At 61.6% G+C, this 20342-nt stretch carries 18 protein-coding genes; 12 read left to right on the forward strand and 6 right to left on the reverse strand.

All coding sequences use genetic code 11. The features are described 5' to 3' along the window. Window positions 1–10 precede the first annotated feature (10 nt). The 3 genes from GKQ23_RS23595 to GKQ23_RS23605 form a co-directional block, all read right to left on the reverse strand. Window positions 11–1435, reverse strand: coding sequence for a hypothetical protein (locus GKQ23_RS23595; protein WP_212409554.1), 1425 nt, complete (start codon window positions 1433–1435; stop codon window positions 11–13). Between the two features lie 325 nt (window positions 1436–1760). Further along, complete coding sequence (locus GKQ23_RS23600) at window positions 1761–2138, reverse strand: DUF4440 domain-containing protein (protein ID WP_212411968.1); 378 nt, start codon at window positions 2136–2138, stop codon at window positions 1761–1763. Further along, the gene (locus GKQ23_RS23605; protein ID WP_212409555.1) at window positions 2138–3517 is read right to left on the reverse strand and encodes an MFS transporter; all 1380 of its coding nucleotides are present in this window, start codon (window positions 3515–3517) and stop codon (window positions 2138–2140) included. Before GKQ23_RS23605 ends, GKQ23_RS23600 begins: the two co-directional genes overlap by 1 nt. Window positions 3518–3629: 112 nt before the next feature. On the opposite strand from GKQ23_RS23605, the gene GKQ23_RS23610 reads away from it, so the two are divergent. After that, on the forward strand, window positions 3630–4541 hold the full coding sequence (locus tag GKQ23_RS23610) for a LysR family transcriptional regulator (RefSeq protein ID WP_212409556.1): 912 nt from the start codon (window positions 3630–3632) through the stop codon (window positions 4539–4541). A gap of 141 nt (window positions 4542–4682) precedes the next feature. Here the strand turns inward: GKQ23_RS23610 and GKQ23_RS23615 are convergent, their stop codons facing one another. Beyond that, a complete protein-coding gene (locus tag GKQ23_RS23615) occupies window positions 4683–5615 on the reverse strand; it encodes a LysR family transcriptional regulator (protein ID WP_212409557.1) in 933 nt (310 codons plus the stop codon). Between the two features lie 92 nt (window positions 5616–5707). Between GKQ23_RS23615 and GKQ23_RS23620 the strand changes: the two genes are divergently transcribed. Beyond that, window positions 5708–6598, forward strand: coding sequence for a DMT family transporter (locus GKQ23_RS23620; RefSeq protein ID WP_199177627.1), 891 nt, complete (start codon window positions 5708–5710; stop codon window positions 6596–6598). Between the two features lie 143 nt (window positions 6599–6741). On the opposite strand, the gene GKQ23_RS23625 is transcribed toward GKQ23_RS23620, so the two are convergent. Then, window positions 6742–7872 carry an NAD(P)-dependent alcohol dehydrogenase gene (locus GKQ23_RS23625; protein ID WP_056241082.1) on the reverse strand — a complete coding sequence of 377 codons (1131 nt, stop codon included), beginning with the start codon at window positions 7870–7872 and terminating at the stop codon, window positions 6742–6744. Window positions 7873–8106: 234 nt separating this feature from the next. Here GKQ23_RS23625 and GKQ23_RS23630 point away from each other — a divergent pair, with 234 nt between their 5' ends. The 7 genes from GKQ23_RS23630 (at window position 8107) to GKQ23_RS23660 (ending at window position 16011) form a co-directional block, all read left to right on the forward strand. Beyond that, window positions 8107–9594, forward strand: a complete 1488-nt coding sequence (locus GKQ23_RS23630) for a sphingomyelin phosphodiesterase (protein ID WP_212409558.1) — start codon at window positions 8107–8109, stop codon at window positions 9592–9594. A gap of 248 nt (window positions 9595–9842) precedes the next feature. Continuing rightward, on the forward strand, window positions 9843–10883 hold the full coding sequence (gene pstS / locus GKQ23_RS23635) for a phosphate ABC transporter substrate-binding protein PstS (protein WP_212409559.1): 1041 nt from the start codon (window positions 9843–9845) through the stop codon (window positions 10881–10883). 81 nt (window positions 10884–10964) lie between these two features. Continuing rightward, on the forward strand, window positions 10965–11927 hold the full coding sequence (gene pstC, locus GKQ23_RS23640; protein WP_212409560.1) for a phosphate ABC transporter permease PstC: 963 nt from the start codon (window positions 10965–10967) through the stop codon (window positions 11925–11927). Beyond that, window positions 11924–12811 (forward strand): phosphate ABC transporter permease PstA, encoded by an 888-nt coding sequence (gene pstA, locus GKQ23_RS23645; protein WP_212409561.1) that lies wholly within the window; start codon window positions 11924–11926, stop codon window positions 12809–12811. Before pstC ends, pstA begins: the two co-directional genes overlap by 4 nt. A 46-nt stretch (window positions 12812–12857) precedes the next feature. Beyond that, on the forward strand, window positions 12858–13622 hold the full coding sequence (pstB, locus tag GKQ23_RS23650) for a phosphate ABC transporter ATP-binding protein PstB (protein WP_056241071.1): 765 nt from the start codon (window positions 12858–12860) through the stop codon (window positions 13620–13622). A gap of 98 nt (window positions 13623–13720) precedes the next feature. Next, window positions 13721–14455, forward strand: a complete 735-nt coding sequence (gene phoU, locus GKQ23_RS23655) for a phosphate signaling complex protein PhoU (protein ID WP_056241067.1) — start codon at window positions 13721–13723, stop codon at window positions 14453–14455. A gap of 314 nt (window positions 14456–14769) precedes the next feature. Beyond that, complete coding sequence (locus GKQ23_RS23660) at window positions 14770–16011, forward strand: MFS transporter (protein WP_212409562.1); 1242 nt, start codon at window positions 14770–14772, stop codon at window positions 16009–16011. Between the two features lie 126 nt (window positions 16012–16137). On the opposite strand, the gene GKQ23_RS23665 is transcribed toward GKQ23_RS23660, so the two are convergent. After that, window positions 16138–17073 (reverse strand): LysR family transcriptional regulator, encoded by a 936-nt coding sequence (locus GKQ23_RS23665; RefSeq protein WP_056241058.1) that lies wholly within the window; start codon window positions 17071–17073, stop codon window positions 16138–16140. Between the two features lie 122 nt (window positions 17074–17195). Between GKQ23_RS23665 and GKQ23_RS23670 the strand changes: the two genes are divergently transcribed. The 3 genes from GKQ23_RS23670 to GKQ23_RS23680 are packed head-to-tail and all read left to right on the forward strand — an operon-like array spanning window position 17196 to window position 20316. Beyond that, the gene (locus tag GKQ23_RS23670) at window positions 17196–18458 is read left to right on the forward strand and encodes an ABC transporter substrate-binding protein (RefSeq protein WP_212409563.1); all 1263 of its coding nucleotides are present in this window, start codon (window positions 17196–17198) and stop codon (window positions 18456–18458) included. A 29-nt stretch (window positions 18459–18487) separates the two neighbouring features. After that, window positions 18488–19477: a carbohydrate ABC transporter permease gene (locus GKQ23_RS23675; protein WP_212409564.1), complete on the forward strand. Its 990-nt coding sequence runs from the start codon at window positions 18488–18490 to the stop codon at window positions 19475–19477. Beyond that, the gene (locus GKQ23_RS23680) at window positions 19477–20316 is read left to right on the forward strand and encodes a carbohydrate ABC transporter permease (RefSeq protein WP_056241049.1); all 840 of its coding nucleotides are present in this window, start codon (window positions 19477–19479) and stop codon (window positions 20314–20316) included. Before GKQ23_RS23675 ends, GKQ23_RS23680 begins: the two co-directional genes overlap by 1 nt. Window positions 20317–20342 lie beyond the last annotated feature (26 nt).

A 20342-nucleotide genomic window follows, 5' to 3' on the forward strand; every position in this document is an offset into this window, starting at 1 on the left:
CCCTTATGGGTTACAGCACGCTCTGCTGCTGGCGCGCGCTAAGCCGGGTTATTTCCTGAAAAACGATGCCGACCACCGTTTGCACCACGTCGGACAGCGTGCTGCTGGCGAAGTCGTCCTGTGGTAAAGCGACCTGTGTGCTGCCGATGGCGATGCCGTCCTGCGGTAAAGCGGCCTGTGCGCTGCCGGTAGTGATGCCGTCCTGCGGCAAAAAGACCTGCGTGCTGCCGGTGGTGATGCCGTGCTGCGGCAAAGTGACCTGCGTGCTGCCCGTGGCGATGTCCTCCTGCGGCAACGTGGCCTGCGTGATCCGCCGGCGATCGGCGAGCGGGTATTTACCCGCGTGGCCCAGGCGGTTGCCGGCGAAGAACTGCCCGCTGTGGCGATCGCGCGGCACCAGCCAGATATCACCGCCGGCGTGAATATCAATGGCAAAGCGCAGGCCTGCGGTGGCGAACTCCATCACCAGAATATAGCTGCGATAAAACCACAGCCGCTGCAGGCCGCTGAACGACAGGGTACGCAGCTTTTCGGCCAGCCGGTCGAGGTCCTCACGTTCGCTGCCGAGTTGCGTATCCAGCAGCGCCGCCACGTCAGTACGGAACAGCCGGTTGACCGTATCACTGTCGAAATGGTGCTGGCAGGTGTAGAGGCGCTCCAGCAGCGAGTCGACGTCGCCACTCTCCATGCGTTTTTTGATGCGCTGCCAGGCGCGCTCTTCGTTACAGACCGGATGCAGCACTTTACCTGTGGTGTGCGGCATGGCGGTCTCCGCGATAAAAATCGGCCGCGACATGCTGAAAAAGGGCGAAAAATAGTCGGGAAGTTTGCGCTGCAGACAGGCACCGCTAAAACCGTTGTTCAGCAGCAGCGTGCCGGTAAAGGCCTCATCGTTAGGATAAGCGGCATCTGCCGTGGTGTTGCGGGCGCTGCGCTGCGGTTTCAGGAAGTCGATAGCGGCAGCAGAGAGACGTATCAGGCTGTAGTACATACCCCAGATGGCGTCTCCGTACTCTGCTGACAGCGTGCGGTGCCACATCCAGGAGGGCTTCTTTCTGCCGAAACCAAACGCCAGGCAATCTTCGCTCAGCGCGGCAGAATCCGCCATAAACTGTACGATATCGCAGTGGAAAAAGACGTCGTCGTCCAGCAGCCAGTAGCGGTCGTAGCCGGGCAGATAATCGCGTGCGGCGTAGAAAATATAGTCACCACACAGCCAGCCGGCGTTGCTGAGCCAGCGCAGGTTGTTGTCATCCAGCCAGCGGCGGGAAAGCGCGTAGTGATTGCCGTTGATAAGGTTTTCAGTGACGTCAGGCTGGCTGAATTTCTCTTCGAAAATATAAACGTCAACCTGCGGATAGCGCGCAAACAGCGGTAACAGTAAATCCAGCCGCGCCTGCTGACCGGAATGCCGGATAATAAAACAGGTTTTCATCGGTATCCGTGCTCAGGGTGAGTACTGCATCCAGAGAGGCCCGCTGGCGGGCGGAAAACGTGCGTAGATCAAGCATAGAAGCGGCGGGGGCAGGATGCAACGCGGCCTGGTGGTACCCGCAACCGTAACCTTTAGCGGCGGCGGGCGGCTTCGATGGAACCGGCAGGGCAGCCGTTCTGTGCATCCGTAGACTGCGCCCGTAAGCCCGGGCGTACGGTACATCAGAGGAGTGAACCCGCCAGAGCGGCCGTCCAGCGCATCGGGGGATTGCACCAGCCATTCAGTGCCTGAGGGCATGGGGCCCTCAGGCCTGCCACGGGTGACTTCAGGGGATCGCGGTTTCGTGCAGATGCCGCCAGAGCGGCTTACCGTTCTCCAGGCTGAACACCGCCGTTGACCAGCGCAGGCTGCTGCCCTGTTCCGGCAACGTCTGCCGCTCGCGATACAGCACGGTGGCCCCGTCTGGCCCCTCCTGCAGCACCAGGCACTCGTCTGTCTCAATCACCAGCCCCGGCCGGCCGTCACGCTGCGTTCTGAACAGCGTGCTCAGCGCGGCGTAATCAATCTTAGCGCCGCCCGGCGTCACCATCGAAAAGTCCCGGTGAAAACGGCACAGCAGCGCCGCCAGTTCGCCCTCGCCTTTTCCCAGCCAGCTCTCAATGGCAACGTGAGCATCGACCACTTCCCTGATATAGCGATTCATCATGCGTTCTCCTCGTTTAATAATTGCTGTTTAACCGCGCGGTTGTTGATACGACCGCTGAGCAGCGCCGGGATCAGGCTGCCCGCCGCCGCAGTATAGAAGGTAAAGGCCCAGGCGGGTCTTGCGGCAAGATGCCCGATCAGCAGATTCTGCAGCAGGCTGAGCAACGCCACGCCGAAACAGAAGCTCAGCTGGCGGTTGATATTCCACAGCGCGCTGGCCTGTGGCAGCTCAGCGGCGGGGATCTGCAGAAAGGCGCTGCTCTGCGCAGTGCTGCTGCACAGGCTGCCGCCCAGCCCCATCAGCGTAAAGGCAGCAATCAGCTGCGGGAACGGATGGGCCGCCGTCACCTGTGCCAGCAGCACGATGCCTGCGGCCTGCAGCAGGCAGCCGGCGACGATCGGCGGGCGCGGGCCAAGCCGGTTGAACGTTCTGCCGGTGGTGGCGATCGCCAGCCCGGATGCCAGCGACCAGGGGATCATCAGCATCCCGCACTGCGCGGCTGAGAGACCCACCACCGTCTGCAGCCACAGCATCGCCAGCAGGCTGACGCCCATAAACAGCCCCGGAACGCACTGATAAACGCCCATCGAAAAGCGCAGCAGCGGCTCTGACAGCAGCGCCACGCTGAACAGCGGCGTAGGGTGACGGCGGCAGCGACGGACAAACCCCGCCAGCAGCCCCAGCCCGGCCAGCAGCAGCGCCAGTCCCCCACCTGCACCGTCCGCTTCGCTAAGACGGGTCATCGCCAGCAGCACCAGCAACAGACCGCTGCAGCCGCCCAGCAGGCCGGGCAGGTCGAGCGGCGCGTGTTCAGGGGCAGGCGGCTCCTGCCGCAGCCAGCACAGCGCCAGCAGCAGCGTTACTGCGGCCAGCGGCAGGCTGGCAAAAAACACCCAGCGCCAGTTCAGCGCCTGCACCAGCAGCCCGCCCAGCGTCGGCGAGAGCGCCGGAGCCAGCAGCGCCACCAGCATCACCACTGAGGCGAGCCTGGCGCGCTGGTGCGGCGGGTAAAGCTGCCAGGTAAGCGCCTGACCGACCGGGATCAGCAGCCCACCGCCGGCCCCCTGCAGAATACGCCAGGCCACCAGTTCACCCAGCGTTCCTGCGCAGCCGCTTGCCAGCGTAGCGGCCATAAACAGCAGCAGCGACAGCACAAAGACGCGGCGTGCGCCGAAGCGCTGCGTCAGCCAGGCGCTGAGCGGGATCGCCAGCGTCAGGCCGCAGATATAGCCGTTGCTGACCCACGCCAGCCCGGACACCGGGGCCTGCAGCGCCTGGCCGATAGCCGGATAGGCCACTCCGGCGATAAACATATTGACCAGATCGAGGAAAAACCCCGCCAGAAATACCCCTGCCACTTTGCTGCGATACTGCACGGTGATCACCTGCCTGCGAAAAAGGGCTCACTATAGGCGCGAAGTCCGGCGGGAAAAACCGCGTTACGGCTGATAAACTGTCAAAGCGATTTTGACAATATGGAGCCTGACGGTGCTGAATTTGCAAAGAGTGGCGATGTTTGTTGCCGTGGTCGAGGCGGGCAGCTTTACGGCCGCCGCTGCCACGCTGCGGCAGACAAAAGCGGCTATCAGCTTCAATATTGGTCGTCTGGAGGCGGATCTGGGGGTGGCGCTGCTGCTGCGTACCACCCGCCGGCTGGCGCTGACGCAGAGTGGTGAAGCGTTTTATACCCGCGCGTTGCGCCTGCTGGCCGAGAGCGATGCGCTGGAGCAGGAGGTGCGGCAAAACCACCTCAGCCTGAGCGGTGAGCTGACGGTCACCAGCACCGCAGAATACGGTGCGCGTAAGGTGATCCCGGCGCTGGCCGCCTTCGCGCAGCAGCATCCGCAGCTGCAGGTTCGCCACGTCTCTTCGTCGGCTCACGCCGACCTGATCTCTGAACGCTTCGACGTGGCGATCAGGCTCGGTAAACTCGCCGACTCCAGCTACCGGGCTGCCGCCATTGAACGGTTCACCATCCTGCCGGTTGCTTCACCTGGCTGGCTGGCGGCTCACCCGGTTACCACCCTTGCCGGGCTGGCTGAAGCCGACTGGATACTCCACCAGCGGCTGGCGTCACCGAGGCGCTGGTCGCTTACCGGGCCGGAGGGAGCAGTAGAGATGGAGATTAGCGGGCCGGCCCGTTTCTCCAGCGACAGCGCCTCGGCGCTGCTGGCGTTTGCCGCCGCCGGCTGCGGCGTGGCGCTGCTGCCCGAGTGGCTGGTGAGACAGCCGCTGGTGGAAGGTCGCCTGCAGCGGCTGCTGCCGCAGTACCGGTTCCCCGAACAGGGCGTTTACGCCCTGTGGCCGGACAGCCGCCATCTGCCGGCACGGGTCAGAGCCTTTATCGATTTTCTGCGTGCGTGGGTGACAGAAGGTGGCGTCAGCGCTGAGATAAATTAACCTGTGGCTGACCGACTGACCGACTGACCGACTGACCGACTGACCGACTGACCGACTGACCGACTGACCGACTGACCGACTGACCGACTGACCGACTGACCGACTGACCGACTGACCGGCTGACCGGCTGACCGGCTGGCGCTAATCCTGCTGCGGCGCATCGGCCAGCTTCTCCAGCAGAAAGTCGATCAGCGCCCGGCATTTGGGCGGCAGAAAGCGGTTAGGCTGCCACAGCAGCCAGGCGGTGCCGTAATACGAGGTCATATATTCCCATTCCGGCAGCACCGCCACCACCTGTCCCTCCGCCAGCGCCTGTGCGGCGGTAAAGCGCTGAATACAGCCGATGCCCAGCCCGGCGATGACGCCCTCCAGCCGCGCGCGGCTGTGGTTGGTGGCGTAGCGGCCGCGCACGGTCACGGCCTGCTCTTCCTGCGTCTCGCCGTGGCGCAGCCGCCAGCTGTTATCGCCGGGCCGTTCCGCCAGCCAGATGCAGTCGTGCTGCGGCAGATCGCGCGGATGCTGCGGCGTACCGCGCTGGCGCAGGTAGCCCGGGCTGGCACAGAGCACGTGGCTGATGTGCCTGAGCGGGCGACCGGCCAGCCCGGGCGGCGGCTGGTCCGTGATCCGGATCGCCAGGTCAATTTCACCGGCGATCAGGTCCAGTGGCCGATCGGTCATCATTAACTGCAGATCGACCTGGGGGAAGCGTCGCAAAAATTCCGGCACCGCTGGTGCGATCAGCTGGTTGCCGATAGCGCGCGGCACGCTGAGCCGCACGCAGCCCTGCGGCGTGTCGCCAGCCTGTTCGGATAGCGTCACCACCGAGCGGGCCGAGCGCAGCATCTCGTCACAGCGCGTCCAGGCAGCGCTGCCCGCCTCGGTTAAGCGCAGCCGGCGGGTGGTTCTCTCCAGCAGGCGCACGCCCAGCGCCGCTTCCAGGCTGGCGATCTGACGGCTGACCGACGAGGCGCTGCTGCCCAGCTGCTCAGCCGCCGCCGAGAAGCTGCCCAGCTCCACCACTTTTACAAACACCGCCATATACGGCAGCAGGCCCATCAGCTGATTTGTTCGCATAGCGCAAAAGTCTTGTTTGCCGGCACGGATTATTCCGCCTGAGGAAAAATAGCATACTTGGCGCAGGTAAATGTACAGAGGGCGGGAAAACGGTGGAACAACAGCAGCGGTACCGCACGGGCGGTGCGGAGTGGATGTTACTGGCGGTGGCGATGGTCTGGGGCAGCAGCTACGGCGTGGCGAAGCAGGCGCTGTGGTTTTACCCGGTAGCGGGCTTTCTGTTTATTCGCTTCGGGCTGACCTTCGCTGTTCTGCTGCCGACGCTGCGCCGCCACTGGCGACAGGCGGCAGGCCCGGGGCTGGTCCTGGGCGGCGTGCTGTTAGCGATTTTCCTCTGCGAGACTTACGGCATCGCCCACACCAGCGCCAGCAACGCCGCGTTTCTGATCGGCCTGTGCGTGGTGCTGACGCCGCTGGTGGAGTGGCTGCTGCTGCGCCAGCGACCTGAAAACGACATTCTGCTGGCGGCGCTGCTGTCGCTGTGCGGCGCGCTGCTGCTGACCGGGGCCAGCCCGCTGACCCTGAACGCGGGGGACGGGCTGATGCTGGCGGCGGCACTGCTGCGCGCGCTGATGGTCTGCCTGACCAAAAAGCTGACGCGGCATCGCGAAATCCCGGCGCTGGCGCTGACCTGTGTGCAAACCGGTGTCGTCGCCAGCGGCGCCCTGTTGCTGCTGCTGGTGACGGCAAAAGGCATCCCGCCGCTGCCGGTCAGCCCGGCGTTCTGGCTGGCGACGCTGTGGCTGGTGGGGCTGTGCACGCTGTTCGCCTTCTTCGCGCAGAACTACGCCCTGAAGCGCACCACACCGACCCGCGCCGCGCTGCTGATGGGGTCAGAGCCGCTGTTTGGCGCGCTGTTTGCCACCGTCTGGCTGCAGGAACAGCTCAGCACCAGCGCCTGGGTGGGCGGCGGAATGATCGTCGCGGCCTCGTTGTGGGCGGCGCGGCCGCGTAAAGCGCAGCGGCTGTATGCGGCCACCTAACGCGTATGCCGATCGGCAGGGTTGCGCGATGACGGATCTTCAATATTGCAGTACCGGCGCCGCGCAGTCCGTTATCCTGCCAGACAGGCCTCAGACAGGCCCCGGGCACGGTGGCCTGCCTTTGAAACGGTGGCGTTTCGCCCTCAACCGGCGGCCTGCGCAGGCGCATAGCTGCGATCGATAATCAGCACCGGTTTGATCGCCAGGCCGCTGGCCGAGTCTGCCTGCGCCTGGTTGATATCGGCAAAATCGTAGAATTTTACCAGCTTATCGAAGGGAAACTGGCCGTTCTGATACCAGCGAATCAGCTGTGGGATGCTGCTTTGCGGCACCGCATCGCCCATCAGCACCCCGGCAATATGGCGGCTGACGGCGATCAGATCGCGCATCGGGTTCAGGGCCAGCTCCGGGCGCGCCACCGCCAGCGGTGCAAAGGTGCCGCCAATCGCCACGCTCTCCAGCGCGCTTTGCATCACGCTGGTCAGGCCGCTGGTATCCAGCGCATACGCCACCCCTTTGCCGCCGGTCAGCTCGCGGATGGCTGTCGTCGCCTGCGCTTTCGTGCTGTTAATGGTGTGGGTTGCCCCCAGCTCCTTCGCCAGCGAGAGGCGCTGGTCATGAATATCGACGGCGATAATCGGATCGCAGCCGGCGATTTTTGCCGCCATGATCGCCGCCATACCCACCGCGCCGGTGCCAAACACCGCCATCGCGCTGCCCGGTGCCGGTTTCAGCGCGTTAAAGACCGTGCCGGAGCCGGTCAGCAGTCCGCAGGCCAGCGGGGCCATCAGCCGCAGATCCAGCGCCTTATCCACCACGATCAGGTTGTTGGCGGTGGTGTTGGTGTAAGTGGCAAAGGAGGACTGGTAAAAGAAGCTGGTCACCGGCGTCCCGTCTTCCCGCTGAAACAGCGTGCTGCCGTCATGGCGCAGGCCGTCAGAGTTCATTTTGTGGAAGTCCACGCAGTGTGACGGATGGCCGTGGCGGCAGTAAGCACAGTGGCCGCACCAGGCATACGACATCACCACGTGGTCGCCGGGCTGAATGCCGCGCACCCGGCTGCCCACCTGCTCAACGATACCCGCACCTTCATGGCCGAACACGGCCGGGAACGGGTGCGGCCCGTCGCCGACGCGCATCGCCTCATCGGAGTGGCAGATGCCGGAGGCGACCACCCTGACGCGCACTTCATCTTCCTGCAGTGGGGTGAGCGTTAAGGTTTCCAGCTGGTAAGGGTCATTAGTCTGATTAACAACAGCCGCAGTAATGTTCATCGCGATTCCTCTTAAGCGTTGGGACAGAAAAGTTAAACCCGGACAGCGTTAACGTTCGCGGGTGGTAAAGGCAGTAGCAAAGAGGGCGATCGCCAGAAATGCGCCTGTTGTGAGGGCGTGACCGGAAGGATGACAGGGATTTCTGCTTAAAATCATTTCACTAAGATCTGATCTCTGGCAGTCACATTTTTAGCCGATATCATCGGGCATCTTTCAATGATGAACGGAATAATCATGCTAAAAATCAGGACGATAATCGGCCTGCTACTGGGTATTACCTCTTTTGTGCAGGCAGAGCCGGTAAAAATTATGACCTTCAATACCTTCCTGCTGGCGCAGCCACCGGCCACCATCGGGCCGCTGACGATGGGCGATCGCGTTGATTTGATGTTGAAGGGAAAGCTGTTTAACGATGCAGATGTCATTGTTCTTAATGAAGCGTTCACGCTGCACGATACCAACCGCCTGCTGGATGGTCTTTCTCAGCAGGGATACCGTTGGCAAACCCCGGTGCTGAGCCGGGCTTTCACCCCGGTCGAGAAAGAGTGCAACGATAATCAGTGCTGGAATGCGAAAAAGAATAACTGGAGCCCGCTGCAGCTTGAAAACGGTGGCGTGGCAATTGTCAGCCGCCATAAAATTCTGCAGCGTGAACAGATGATTTTTCATAATAAAGGCTGTGGTTTTGACGCGGTGGCGGCCAAGGGGGCCGTGTATGCCAGAATCGCGCTGAACGGCAGCGGCGAAATTATTCACGTTTTTGGCACCCATACTCAGGCGGTGGACAGCCTGTGCAGTCAGGGCAGCGATGCCTGGTACCGTATCGCACAGTTTGAAGAGATCCGTAACTGGGTGCTGGAGAAACACATTCCGGCTGACGAACGGGTGTTTATCGCCGGCGATCTTAACGTCAATAAGGGGAGTGATGAATACCGGCAGATGTTGCAGCATCTGCACGTGGTGGAGCCGCGTTATGAGGGGGCAGACAGCACCTGGGACCCGCAGACCAATAAGCTGACCGGCTGGAGCTGGCCGGGCAGTAAAGGGGAGTATCTCGACTATGTTCTGTCGTTTAAGGATAACGTGGATGCCGGCATCACCTTACGGGCCTTACAACCCTCGTCAGCGCCGGACTTCTTTCACTACAGTGCGGCCAATTTTGCCGAGTATTCAGACCATTATCCGGTAGTGGCATATACCCCCGGTGCAGAAGCGGTTCCGGCGTTTAAGGCCAAAGACAGTGCGCGTTATCAAAATGTGGTGCTGAAATCGCAGCTGGATGGCCGCTATATCGCCGGCAGCAGCGGCGAGTATCTGACGCTGACGGCGGATAAATCGCAGGCGCACCGGTTCAGCCTTTATGAATGGATCGATACCGGTAAGGAGCTGTGGCCCTCTTCCTGTCTGCTGCCTAACCCGGGTACCTACCTCAAGATAAAATCGGCCGGCAGCAATAATTTCTGGGAGATGTGGCGTCCGAACGGGGTTTACTACTTAGATTCGAAGTCTGCTTCCTACGATCTTTATCTGTCGGCGGTGGATAAAACACACCGGGGCTGCCTTGAGTTGGGTGATGTCGTTTCCCTCAGCGATATGCGGATAAGCACCCTGACCCACTACTATCTGCAGGTGGACAGCAGCAACCGGGTTTCCCTCAGCGGGCGAATGCTGAGCGATGCGCCGCAGCAACAGCAGCAGTTCACGCTGGAAGTGGCACAATAATCCCCTAACCCCCGCTCTGCTGCTCAGGCTTTCCCCCGACGCTGGCAGCAGAGCGGAAGCAACGCGACCGCCGTTTCACTGAACGGTCAGTCGAATAATTCATCACGTCACGATTCACGACCGCAGTCACAAAAGTGTCATATAACGTACATTTTACTGTCACCAAACTGTCCTATTTTGCCTCCAGCAGCAATCATTAATCAGACAAACGGCCACACAGCCTGACCTTTTTATCCCCTGGAGGGAACATGACACTGATGCACAAAACTCTGGCTCAATTCGTCGCAGTCACCCTTTCTGTGAGCGCCTTCTCTGCCGTGGCAGCCACCAACCTGACCGGCGCAGGCGGCACCTTCCCGGCGCCGGTTTACAACAAATGGGCCGCTGAGTACAACACCGCGACGGGCAGCCAGGTTAACTATCAGGGCATCGGTTCTTCCGGCGGCGTGAAGCAGATTATTGCTAAAACCGTTGATTTCGGTGCCTCTGATGCGCCAATGAAAGATGAAGACCTGGAAAAGAACGGCCTGTTCCAGTTTCCGACGGTTATTGGCGGCGTGGTACTGGCAGTTAATATTCCTGGTATCAAGTCCGGCCAGCTGATCCTCGACGGTAAAACCGTTGGCGATATCTATCTGGGTACCATCACCAAGTGGAACGACCCGGCGATTACCAAACTGAACCCGGGCGTGAAACTGCCGGATTCCAACATCAACGTGGTGCGCCGCGCTGACGGCTCCGGCACCTCGTTCGTCTTCACCAGCTACCTGTCTAAAGTCAACAGCGACTGGAGCAGCAAAGTCGGTAAAGGCAGCACCGTAAACTGGCCGACCGGCCTGGGCGGTAAAGGCAACGACGGCGTGGCCGCGTTTGTTCAGCGTCTGCCGGGCTCAATCGGCTACGTAGAATATGCTTACGCCAAGCAGAACAGCCTGGCTTACACCAAACTGGTGGATGCCGACGGTAAAGCGATCGAGCCAGGCGAGAAGAGCTTCAGCGATGCCGCCAAGGGCGCAGACTGGAGCAAATCTTTCGCCCAGGACCTGACCTTCCAGAAAGGCGACAACGCGTGGCCAATCACCTCCACCACCTTTATCCTGCTGCACAAAGAGCAGGCTGACGCTGAGAAAGGCGCTGCGGTACTGAAGTTCTTTGACTGGGCGTATAAAAACGGCGGCAAAACCACCGCTGGCCTGGACTATGCGTCCCTGCCGGAGTCTGTAGTAAGCCAGATCCGTGCCGCCTGGAAAACCAATGTGAAAGACAGCTCTGGTAAAGCGCTGTACTAAGCAGTCGCGGGGCCGGCTCTGCCCGGCCCGCGCATCGGGCGGCTTTGACGCCGTCCCTATCCTCTACAAGTCGAGAATCCTATGGCTGCAACCAAGCCGACATTCAAAGCCCCGGGGAAGCAGGGTGATATCATTTTCGGCGCGCTGGTTAAACTGGCTGCGCTGATTGTGCTGTTGCTGCTCGGCGGCATTATCGTTTCGCTGATCTACTCCTCATGGCCGAGCATCCAGAAATTTGGTTTTTCCTTCCTGTGGACCAAAGAGTGGGATGCCCCTAACGAACAGTTTGGTGCGCTGGTGCCGATCTACGGCACCATCGTTACCTCCGTTATCGCGTTGCTGATCGCCGTTCCGGTCAGCTTCGGTATTGCCCTGTTCCTGACCGAACTGGCACCGAACTGGCTGCGCCGCCCGCTGGGCATTGCCATCGAACTGCTGGCCGCGATCCCCAGTATCGTGTACGGCATGTGGGGGCTGTTTATCTTCGCCCCGCTGTTTGCCACTTACTTCCAGCAGCCGCTGGGTGACGTGATGGCCAATATCCCGATCGTTGGCGCGCTGTTCTCCGGCCCGGCGTTCGGTATCGGTATCCTCGCGGCCGGGATTATCCTGGCGATCATGATCATTCCGTATATCGCTTCGGTAATGCGTGACGTGTTTGAACAGACCCCGGTGATGATGAAAGAGTCGGCCTACGGCATCGGCTGCACCACCTGGGAGGTGATCTGGCGGGTGGTGCTGCCGTTTACTAAAAACGGCGTGATCGGCGGCATTATGCTCGGCCTTGGCCGCGCGCTGGGGGAAACCATGGCGGTGACCTTTATTATCGGTAACACCTACCAGCTGGACAGCGCCTCGCTGTTTATGCCGGGTAACAGTATTACCTCGGCGCTGGCCAACGAGTTTGCCGAAGCCGAATCCGGCGTACATACCGCGGCGCTGATGGAGCTGGGGCTGATCCTGTTCGTGATCACCTTTATCGTGCTGGCCTGTTCCAAGCTGATGATCTCCCGTCTGGCGAAAAGTGAAGGAGCGCGCTCATGACCACTATGGAAATGCAGTCCCGCGCTGAACTGGAAGCCTCACGCCGTAAAATGCAGGCATGGCGCCGCACCAAGAACCGCATCGCGCTGGCGCTGTCGCTGGGCACCATGGCTTTTGGCCTGTTCTGGCTGGTGTGGATCCTCTTCGCCACCGTGACCCGTGGCTTCGACGGTATGTCGCTGGCGCTTTTCACCGAAAACACCCCGCCGCCGAACACCGCCGGCGGTGGCCTGGCTAACGCCCTCGCGGGCAGCGGCCTGCTGATCCTCTGGTCGACGGTGTTCGGTACGCCGCTGGGCATTCTGGCCGGCGTCTACCTGGCCGAGTATGGCCGCAAAGGCTGGCTGGCCGAGGTGATCCGCTTTATTAACGATATCCTGCTGTCAGCCCCATCGATAGTGGTCGGCCTGTTTGTCTACACCATCGTGGTGGCGCAGATGAAACACTTCTCCGGCTGGGCCGGGGTGGTGGCGCTGGCGCTGCTGCAGATCCCGATCGTGATTCGTACCACGGAGAATATGCTCAAGCTGGTGCCGGACAGCCTGCGTGAAGCGGCTTACGCGCTGGGTACGCCGAAGTGGAAGATGATCTCGGCGATCACGCTGAAGGCGTCGATCTCCGGCATTCTGACCGGAGTGCTGCTGGCGATTGCCCGTATCGCCGGTGAGACCGCGCCGCTGCTGTTTACGTCGCTGTCGAACCAGTTCTGGAGCACCGACATGATGCAGCCGCTGGCCAACCTGCCGGTGACCATCTTTAAGTTCGCTATGAGCCCGTTTGCCGAATGGCAGAGCCTGGCCTGGGCGGGCGTGCTGATTATCACGCTGTGCGTACTGTTACTGAATATTCTGGCTCGCGTGATTTTCGCTAAGAGCAAACATTAATTTCACCGCGCTGCCCCGGCGGCGCGGGCCAAGTGAGACTAAACAGATGAGTACTTCCGCTAAGATGATTCAGGTTCGTGATTTGAACTTCTACTACGGAAAATTTCACGCGCTGAAAAACATTAACCTGAATATCGCGAAAAATCAGGTGACGGCGTTTATCGGCCCGTCCGGCTGCGGCAAATCCACCCTGCTGCGCACCTTTAACAAAATGTTCTCGCTCTACCCGGAGCAGCGCGCCGAAGGTGAGATCCTGCTGGACGGTGACAACATCCTCACCAACAGCCAGGATATCGCCCTGCTGCGCGCCCGCGTCGGCATGGTGTTCCAGAAGCCAACGCCGTTCCCGATGTCGATTTACGACAACATCGCCTTTGGCGTGCGCCTGTTTGAGAAGCTCTCCCGCGCCGATATGGACGAGCGCGTGCAGTGGGCGCTGACCAAAGCCGCGCTGTGGAACGAGACCAAAGACAAGCTGCACCAGAGCGGTTACAGCCTCTCCGGCGGCCAGCAGCAGCGTCTGTGCATCGCCCGCGGCATCGCCATCCGCCCGGAAGTGCTGCTGCTCGACGAGCCCTGCTCGGCGCTGGACCCGATCTCCACCGGCCGCATCGAAGAGCTGATTACCGAGTTAAAACAGGATTACACCGTGGTGATCGTGACGCACAATATGCAGCAGGCGGCACGCTGCTCGGATCACACCGCGTTTATGTACCTTGGCGAGCTGATCGAGTTCAGCGATACCGACACGCTGTTCACCAAGCCCGCTCAGAAGCAGACCGAAGATTACATTACCGGCCGCTACGGCTGAAAACAGGTGATGACCCTTGCCATTCTGCGGCGGCGGGCAGCCCGCGCCCGGAATGACGGAATTTTTAACGCCTGTTTAAAACAGGTCTGGAGTTTACGATGGATAGTTTAAATCTGAACAAACATATCTCCGGCCAGTTCAACGCCGAGCTGGAGCATATCCGTACCCAGGTGATGACCATGGGCGGCATGGTGGAGCAGCAGCTGACCGACGCGATCACCGCGATGCACAACCAGGACACCGAGCTGGCCAACAAGGTGATCGAAGGTGACCACAAGGTCAATATGATGGAAGTGGCGATCGACGAGGCCTGCGTGCGCATCATCGCCAAGCGCCAGCCGACCGCCAGCGACCTGCGCCTGGTGATGGCGATCATTAAAACCATCTCCGAGCTGGAACGCATCGGCGACGTGGCCGAGAAGATCTGCCGCACCGCGCTGGAGAAGTTCACCCAGCAGCAGCAGCCGCTGCTGGTCAGCCTGGAGTCGCTGGGCCGCCACACCGTGCAGATGCTGCACGACGTGCTGGACGCGTTTGCGCGAATGGATATTAACGAAGCGATTGAAATTTATCGCGAAGATAAGAAGGTTGACCAGGAGTATGAGGGCATCGTGCGTCAGCTGATGACCTATATGATGGAAGATCCGCGCACTATCCCGAGCGTGCTGACCGCGCTGTTCTGCGCCCGTGCCATCGAACGTATCGGTGACCGCTGCCAGAATATCTGTGAAATCATCTTCTACTTCGTTAAAGGTCAGGACTTCCGCCACGTGGGCGGCGATCGGCTGGATAAGCTGCTGGCCGGTGAAGACGGCGGCAGCAACCCGGCGTAACCGCAGACAGGGCGCATCGCGGTGGCGAGCGCCCTGTTGCTCTTCCGGCGGCGGTGGCTGTTAAACTGACTGCTACTGCTACTGCTACTGCTACTGCTACTGCTACTGCTACTGCTACCCGCCTTCTGGCCTCAGGCCCTGCTCCTTTTCGCATTCTGCCCGCCCCTGACAGGTTCTGACGATCGCTTCTGCCAGTACTGGACCCGTGCGCGGTCGCCAGCGGTTATCCTTCGCCTGGTCGGGTCGTCAGATATGTCGTTAGCCTGCTAATCCCGTATACTGCGCGCACAATTGATCTTCAAGGTGTTGAATTCATGTCTGCTTCCTCCCCTGAATCGCGCGGCGTTACGCCGGGCAAAGCCATGGTCGCCGCCGTCAGCGGCTACGCAATGGACGGCTTCGATCTGCTGATCCTCGGCTTTATGCTGCCGGCCATCAGCGCCGGGCTGGCGTTGACCGCCTCACAGGCCGGTTCGCTGGTCACCTGGACGCTGATCGGCGCGGTGCTTGGCGGTATCCTGTTTGGCCACCTCAGCGACCGGCTGGGCCGCATTCGCGTGCTGACCTTCACTATCCTGATGTTTTCGCTGTTTACCGGGCTGTGCGCGGTGGCGCAGGGCTACTGGGATCTGCTGGCCTACCGCACGCTGGCGGGAATGGGGCTGGGCGGCGAGTTCGGTATTGGCATGGCGCTGATCGCCGAAGCCTGGCCGGCCAGCAAACGTAACCGCGCCTCGGCGTGGGTGGGGATGGGCTGGCAGCTCGGCGTGCTGCTGGCGGCGTTTATCACCCCGCTGCTGCTGGATGTTATCGGCTGGCGCGGCATGTTCCTGGTCGGGCTGCTGCCGGCGCTGGCCTCGTTTGCCATCCGTCGGGGTATGGGCGAGCCGGAGGCCTTTACCCGCCACGTTGACGTCAATCAGGGGCTATCCTTCGCCACCCGGCTGAAGCTGCTGTTTGCCGACCGGGCCACCGGTAAGGCCAGCATCGGCATCTTTATCCTCTGCTCGGTGCAGAACTTCGGCTACTACGGGCTGATGATCTGGATGCCGAGCTACCTCTCCAGCCAGTTCGGCTTCTCGCTGACCAAATCCGGCCTGTGGACGGCGGTGACGGTGGTGGGGATGACCTTCGGCATCTGGCTGTTTGGCCTGCTGGCCGACCGCTTCGCCCGCTGGAAGATTTTCCTGATTTATCAGATTGGTGCAGTGGTGATGGTGGTGGTCTACGCCCAGCTGCGTGACCCGACGGTGATGCTGTTTACCGGTGCGCTGATGGGGCTGTTCGTTAACGGCATGATCGGCGGCTATGGCGCGCTGATCTCCGACACGTACCCGGTGAAGGTGCGCGCCACCGCGCAGAACGTGCTGTTTAACCTCGGGCGCGGCGTCGGCGGCTTCGGCCCGCTGGTGATTGGGCTGCTGGCCCTGCACTACTCCTTTGTGGCGGCGATCACCCTGCTGGCGCTGATCTACCTGCTGGATATCGTCGCCACTCTGTTCCTGCTGCCGAAGAAACAGGGTAACGACGAGGACAGCCTCGGGGCGATTGGCTGAACCCGCCCTGCGGGCACGGCCTGAACGCGGCGACGTTCAGCCCGTCTGCAGATGCGGCAGGCCGGGTGGCGGTTCAGCCCGCCAGTGGAGGCAGCCGGCAGGAACAGTGCCCGCCGGGTAAGGTGTTCAGCTGACCAGCGGGCGCACCGCGTCCAGATAGTGACTGAGCAGCGCCTGCATCTCCACCACCGGCTGGGTATCCGCCTTTTCACGCATCAGATAGATGCCCACCGACAGATTAGGGCTGCCGGTGGTGGTCTGCAGCGGCTGCAGGCCATACTGCGCAAAGTACCCGGCCATGCAGCGCGGATAGGTGAGCAGAATACCGTCCGAGTCGTTGACCATATCCACCGCCGCCATCAGCGAATTGCTTGACCAGATCACCCGCTCGGCCAGGTGCAGCCGGTTGCGCAGCGTGCGCTTGGCCTGCATATCGTCCATCATGTGCTGGTAGCGGCTCTCGTCCGGCGTCAGCTCCACCAGGTTGTAATCCAGCAGCTCGTGCGGTTCGATCGGGCGGCCCAGCAGTGGGTGGCCGCTGCGCACGTAGTAGCTGTCGCGGGTGGTGAACAGCGGCAGGAAACGGATCCCCGCCCCCGGGTTCAGCCCCTGGATCTCATGGCCGATAAACAGGTCGATATCGCCGCCGAGCAGCAGGTCCATCAGCCGCAGATGGTTGCCGAGATCGACGTGGATATTCACTCCCGGATGGCGGCTGCGGTAGGCGTTAAAGCTGTCGCGCACGAACATCACCCACCAGGCGTGGCCGGTGCCCATGCGCAGGCTCTGCGTCTGCCGCGCCTTGATCGAGGCCAGCTTTAGCAGCGTGTTGTCGTAGATACGCTGCATCATCTGCGCCTGCTCCAGCAGCAGTTCGCCAAATTCGGTGGTTTTCACGCCGCTGGAGGTGCGCTCCAGCAGCGGCACGCCGAGATTCTCCTCCAGTTTCTTCATGTTATGGGTCAGCGTCGGCTGACTGAGGCAGAGCTTGTTTGCTGCATGGCTCACATTTTGAAACTTCGCTACTTCGATAAACTGCCGCAAAATTTTGTCCACGATCATAGTTTCCCGCAGTGGTATAGAAAGTTTCTATAGCGTAGCGCAAATTATCGATTTCCTTCGATAGCAGGCTTTCGCTACTTTTCTTCTCAGCTGAGGTTCCGGCTGCTGACTGAGAGGAAGCCATGAAAAATGCGATTGCGGGTCTGTTTGCTGCCACGCTGGTGCTCTGCGCCGTGGCACGGGCGGATACGTTGCGAATGGAGTGTACCCCGAGCAAAGAGGGGCGGCAGTTCTGCAACGAGATCAAACAGCGCTTTGAAGCGCAGACCGGTCACACCCTGCAGTTTATCGAGCTGCCGCGCGCCTCTGACGAGAAGCTGTCGCTGTTTCAGCAGCTGTTCGCCGCCAGAGACGCCGGGGCGGTTGATCTGTTCCAGGCCGATACGGTGTGGATCGGCATCCTCAACAGGCACCTGCTGGATCTCACCGATGCGGTCGCGGATATCCGCGACGACTTCTTCCCGTCCGCCTGGCAGAACAACCTGGTGAACGGCCGGGTAAAGGCGGTGCCCGCCTTCCTTGATACCGGCGTGCTCTACTACCGCCGCGATCTGCTGGAAAAATATGGCGAGCAGCCGCCGCAGAGCTGGGCGGAGCTGACCGCCGTCAGCGAACGTATTCAGCAGGCCGAACGTCAGCAGGGCCATAAGCAGTTCTGGGGCCTGGTGTTTCAGGGCAAAGCCTACGAGGGGCTGACCTGCAACGCGCTGGAATGGATCGCCGGCAGCAACGGCGGCCGTATTATCGACCCTGACGGCACCATCACCGTCAACAACCCGCAGGCGGCCCGCTCTCTTGATATGGCGGCGGGCTGGATCGGCCATATCTCGCCGAAAGGCACGCTGGGCTACATGGAAGAGGAGGCGCGTGCGCTGTTCCAGAACGGCGATGCGCTGTTTATGCGCAACTGGCTCTACGCCTGGGTACTGGCGCAGGACAGCAGCAGCCCGGTGCGCGGTAAGGTCGGGGTGATGCCGCTGCCGGCGGGGGAAGATGGCGAGTCGGTCAGTACGCTGGGCGGCTGGCAGTGGGCCGTCAGCGCGTACAGCAAAAACCCGCAGGCGGCGATTGCGCTGCTGAAAATTGTCAGCGACGCGCAGTCCCAGAAGCGCGCGCTGACGCTGCTCGGCCTCGCGCCATCGCGCACCGCGCTCTATGACCAGCCTGAGGTGCTGGCGCAGGCCGCTTACCTCGGGCAGCTGAAAACCATTTTCTCCCGGGCGGTACCGCGCCCGGCCACCCAGACCCGCCGCCAGTACGCCCAGGTGTCGCGGGCGACCTATAACGCCACCTTCAATGTATTACGCGGTAACAGCGATGGGGCCACCGCCGTTGCGGATCTTCAGCAGCGGCTGGAACGGATTAAAGCCAGAGAGTGGCGCTGAGCGCCCTGCAACCGAACCGGAGCTGACCGATGAAACCTGAAACCCATGCACTTCCCCCGCAGGCCGCGCCTGTGGCCTCCCCGGCGGTCGCCGCCGCGCGCGGCCGCCTTAACTGGCAACAGCGGCGGCGGCGCGTCGCCTGGCTGCTGGTGGCCCCAGCGCTGCTGCTGCTGGCCGCCGTGGCGGGCTGGCCGCTGCTGCGCACGCTGTTCTACAGCTTTACCGACGCGATGCTCGACGCGCCGGAGGAGTACCGCTTTGTTGGTCTGCGCAACTACCTTGACCCGCTGGCGGACGGGCAGACCTTCGGCATTCTGGCCGATCCCCAGTGGTGGCAGGCGGTGGGCAACACCCTGTGGTTCAGCGCCATTTCGGTGTCGCTGGAGCTGCTGTTCGGCCTGCTGCTGGCGCTGCTGATGAACCAGCGTTTTCGCGGCCAGGGGCTGGTGCGCACCGCCATTCTGGTGCCCTGGGCGATCCCGACCATCGTCACCGCCAAAATGTGGGGCTGGATGTTCCACGACCAGTACGGGGTGATTAACGACCTGCTGCTGAAAATCGGCGCCATCAGCACGCCGCTGGCGTGGGTGGCGGAACCCGACCTGTCGATGTGGGCGGTGATTGTCGCCGACGTGTGGAAAACCACGCCCTTTATGGCGCTGATGCTGCTGGCGGCGCTGCAGCTGATCCCCGGCGATCTCTACGAGGCGGCGCGGGTGGACGGTGCCGGCGCCTGGCAGCGCTTCCGCCGCATTACCCTGCCGCTGATTATGCCGGCGCTGATCGTGGCGCTGATTTTCCGGGTGATGGACGCGCTCAGGGTGTTTGACCTGATCTACGTGCTGACCTCCAACAGCGAGGCGACGGTTTCGGTCTCCGGCTATGCCCGCGACCAGCTGGTCAGCTACCAGCAGATGGGCGCGGGATCGGCGGCCTCGGTGCTGGTGTTTATGATGGTGGCCGGCATTGCGGCCTGTTTTCTGCTGATCGGACGCCTGAACGGGCGGGAGAGAGCGTAATGAAACTGCATTCACGGCTGACTGCTCATAACGTGTTGATTTACGGCGGTGCGGCGCTGGCCTGCCTTATCTGCCTGTTCCCGTTTTACTACGCCATCGTCACCTCGCTGCGCGGCGGCCAGGCGCTGTTCCAGGTGGCGTACCTGCCGGACGGCCTGCACTGGGATAACTACCGCAACGCGCTGCTGGAGAACGGCATGGCGCGCAGCCTGTTTAACTCGCTGCTGGTGGCGACGCTGACCGTCGGCCTCTGTCTGCTGGTGTCGATCACCGCCGCCTTTGCGCTGGCGCGCATCCCGTTTCGTGGCCGCAAGTTTCTGCTGTTTACCATTCTCTGCGTGTCGATGTTCCCGCAGGTGGCGGTGCTCTCCGGCATGTTTGAGCTGGTGCGCTTTCTCGGCCTGTATGACTCGGTGGGCGCGCTGGTGCTCTCCTACACCACCTTCTCGCTGCCGTTCACCGTCTGGGTGCTGACCACCTTTATGAAGGCCATCCCGCCGGAGCTGGAGGAGGCGGCGATTGTCGACGGGGCCAGCACCTGGACCATTATCACCCGCATTTTCGTGCCGATTATGGGGCCGTCGCTGGTCACCACCGGGCTGCTGGCGTTTATCGGCGCGTGGAACGAATTTATGTTCGCCCTGACTTTCGTCATCTCCGGTGACAAGCGCACCGTGCCGGTAGCGATCGGCATGCTGCAGGGCGCTTCGCAGTACGAGCTGCCGTGGGGAACCATTATGGCCTCCTCGGTGATCGTCACCCTGCCGATCGTGGTGCTGGTGCTGATTTTCCAGCGGCGCATCGTCAGCGGTCTGACCAACGGTGCAGTTAAAGGTTGATGTTCTTTTTTCCTCAAGGAGTTAAG

The organism is Erwinia sp. E602 (assembly GCF_018141005.1).
Classification (GTDB): Bacteria; Pseudomonadota; Gammaproteobacteria; order Enterobacterales; family Enterobacteriaceae; genus Erwinia.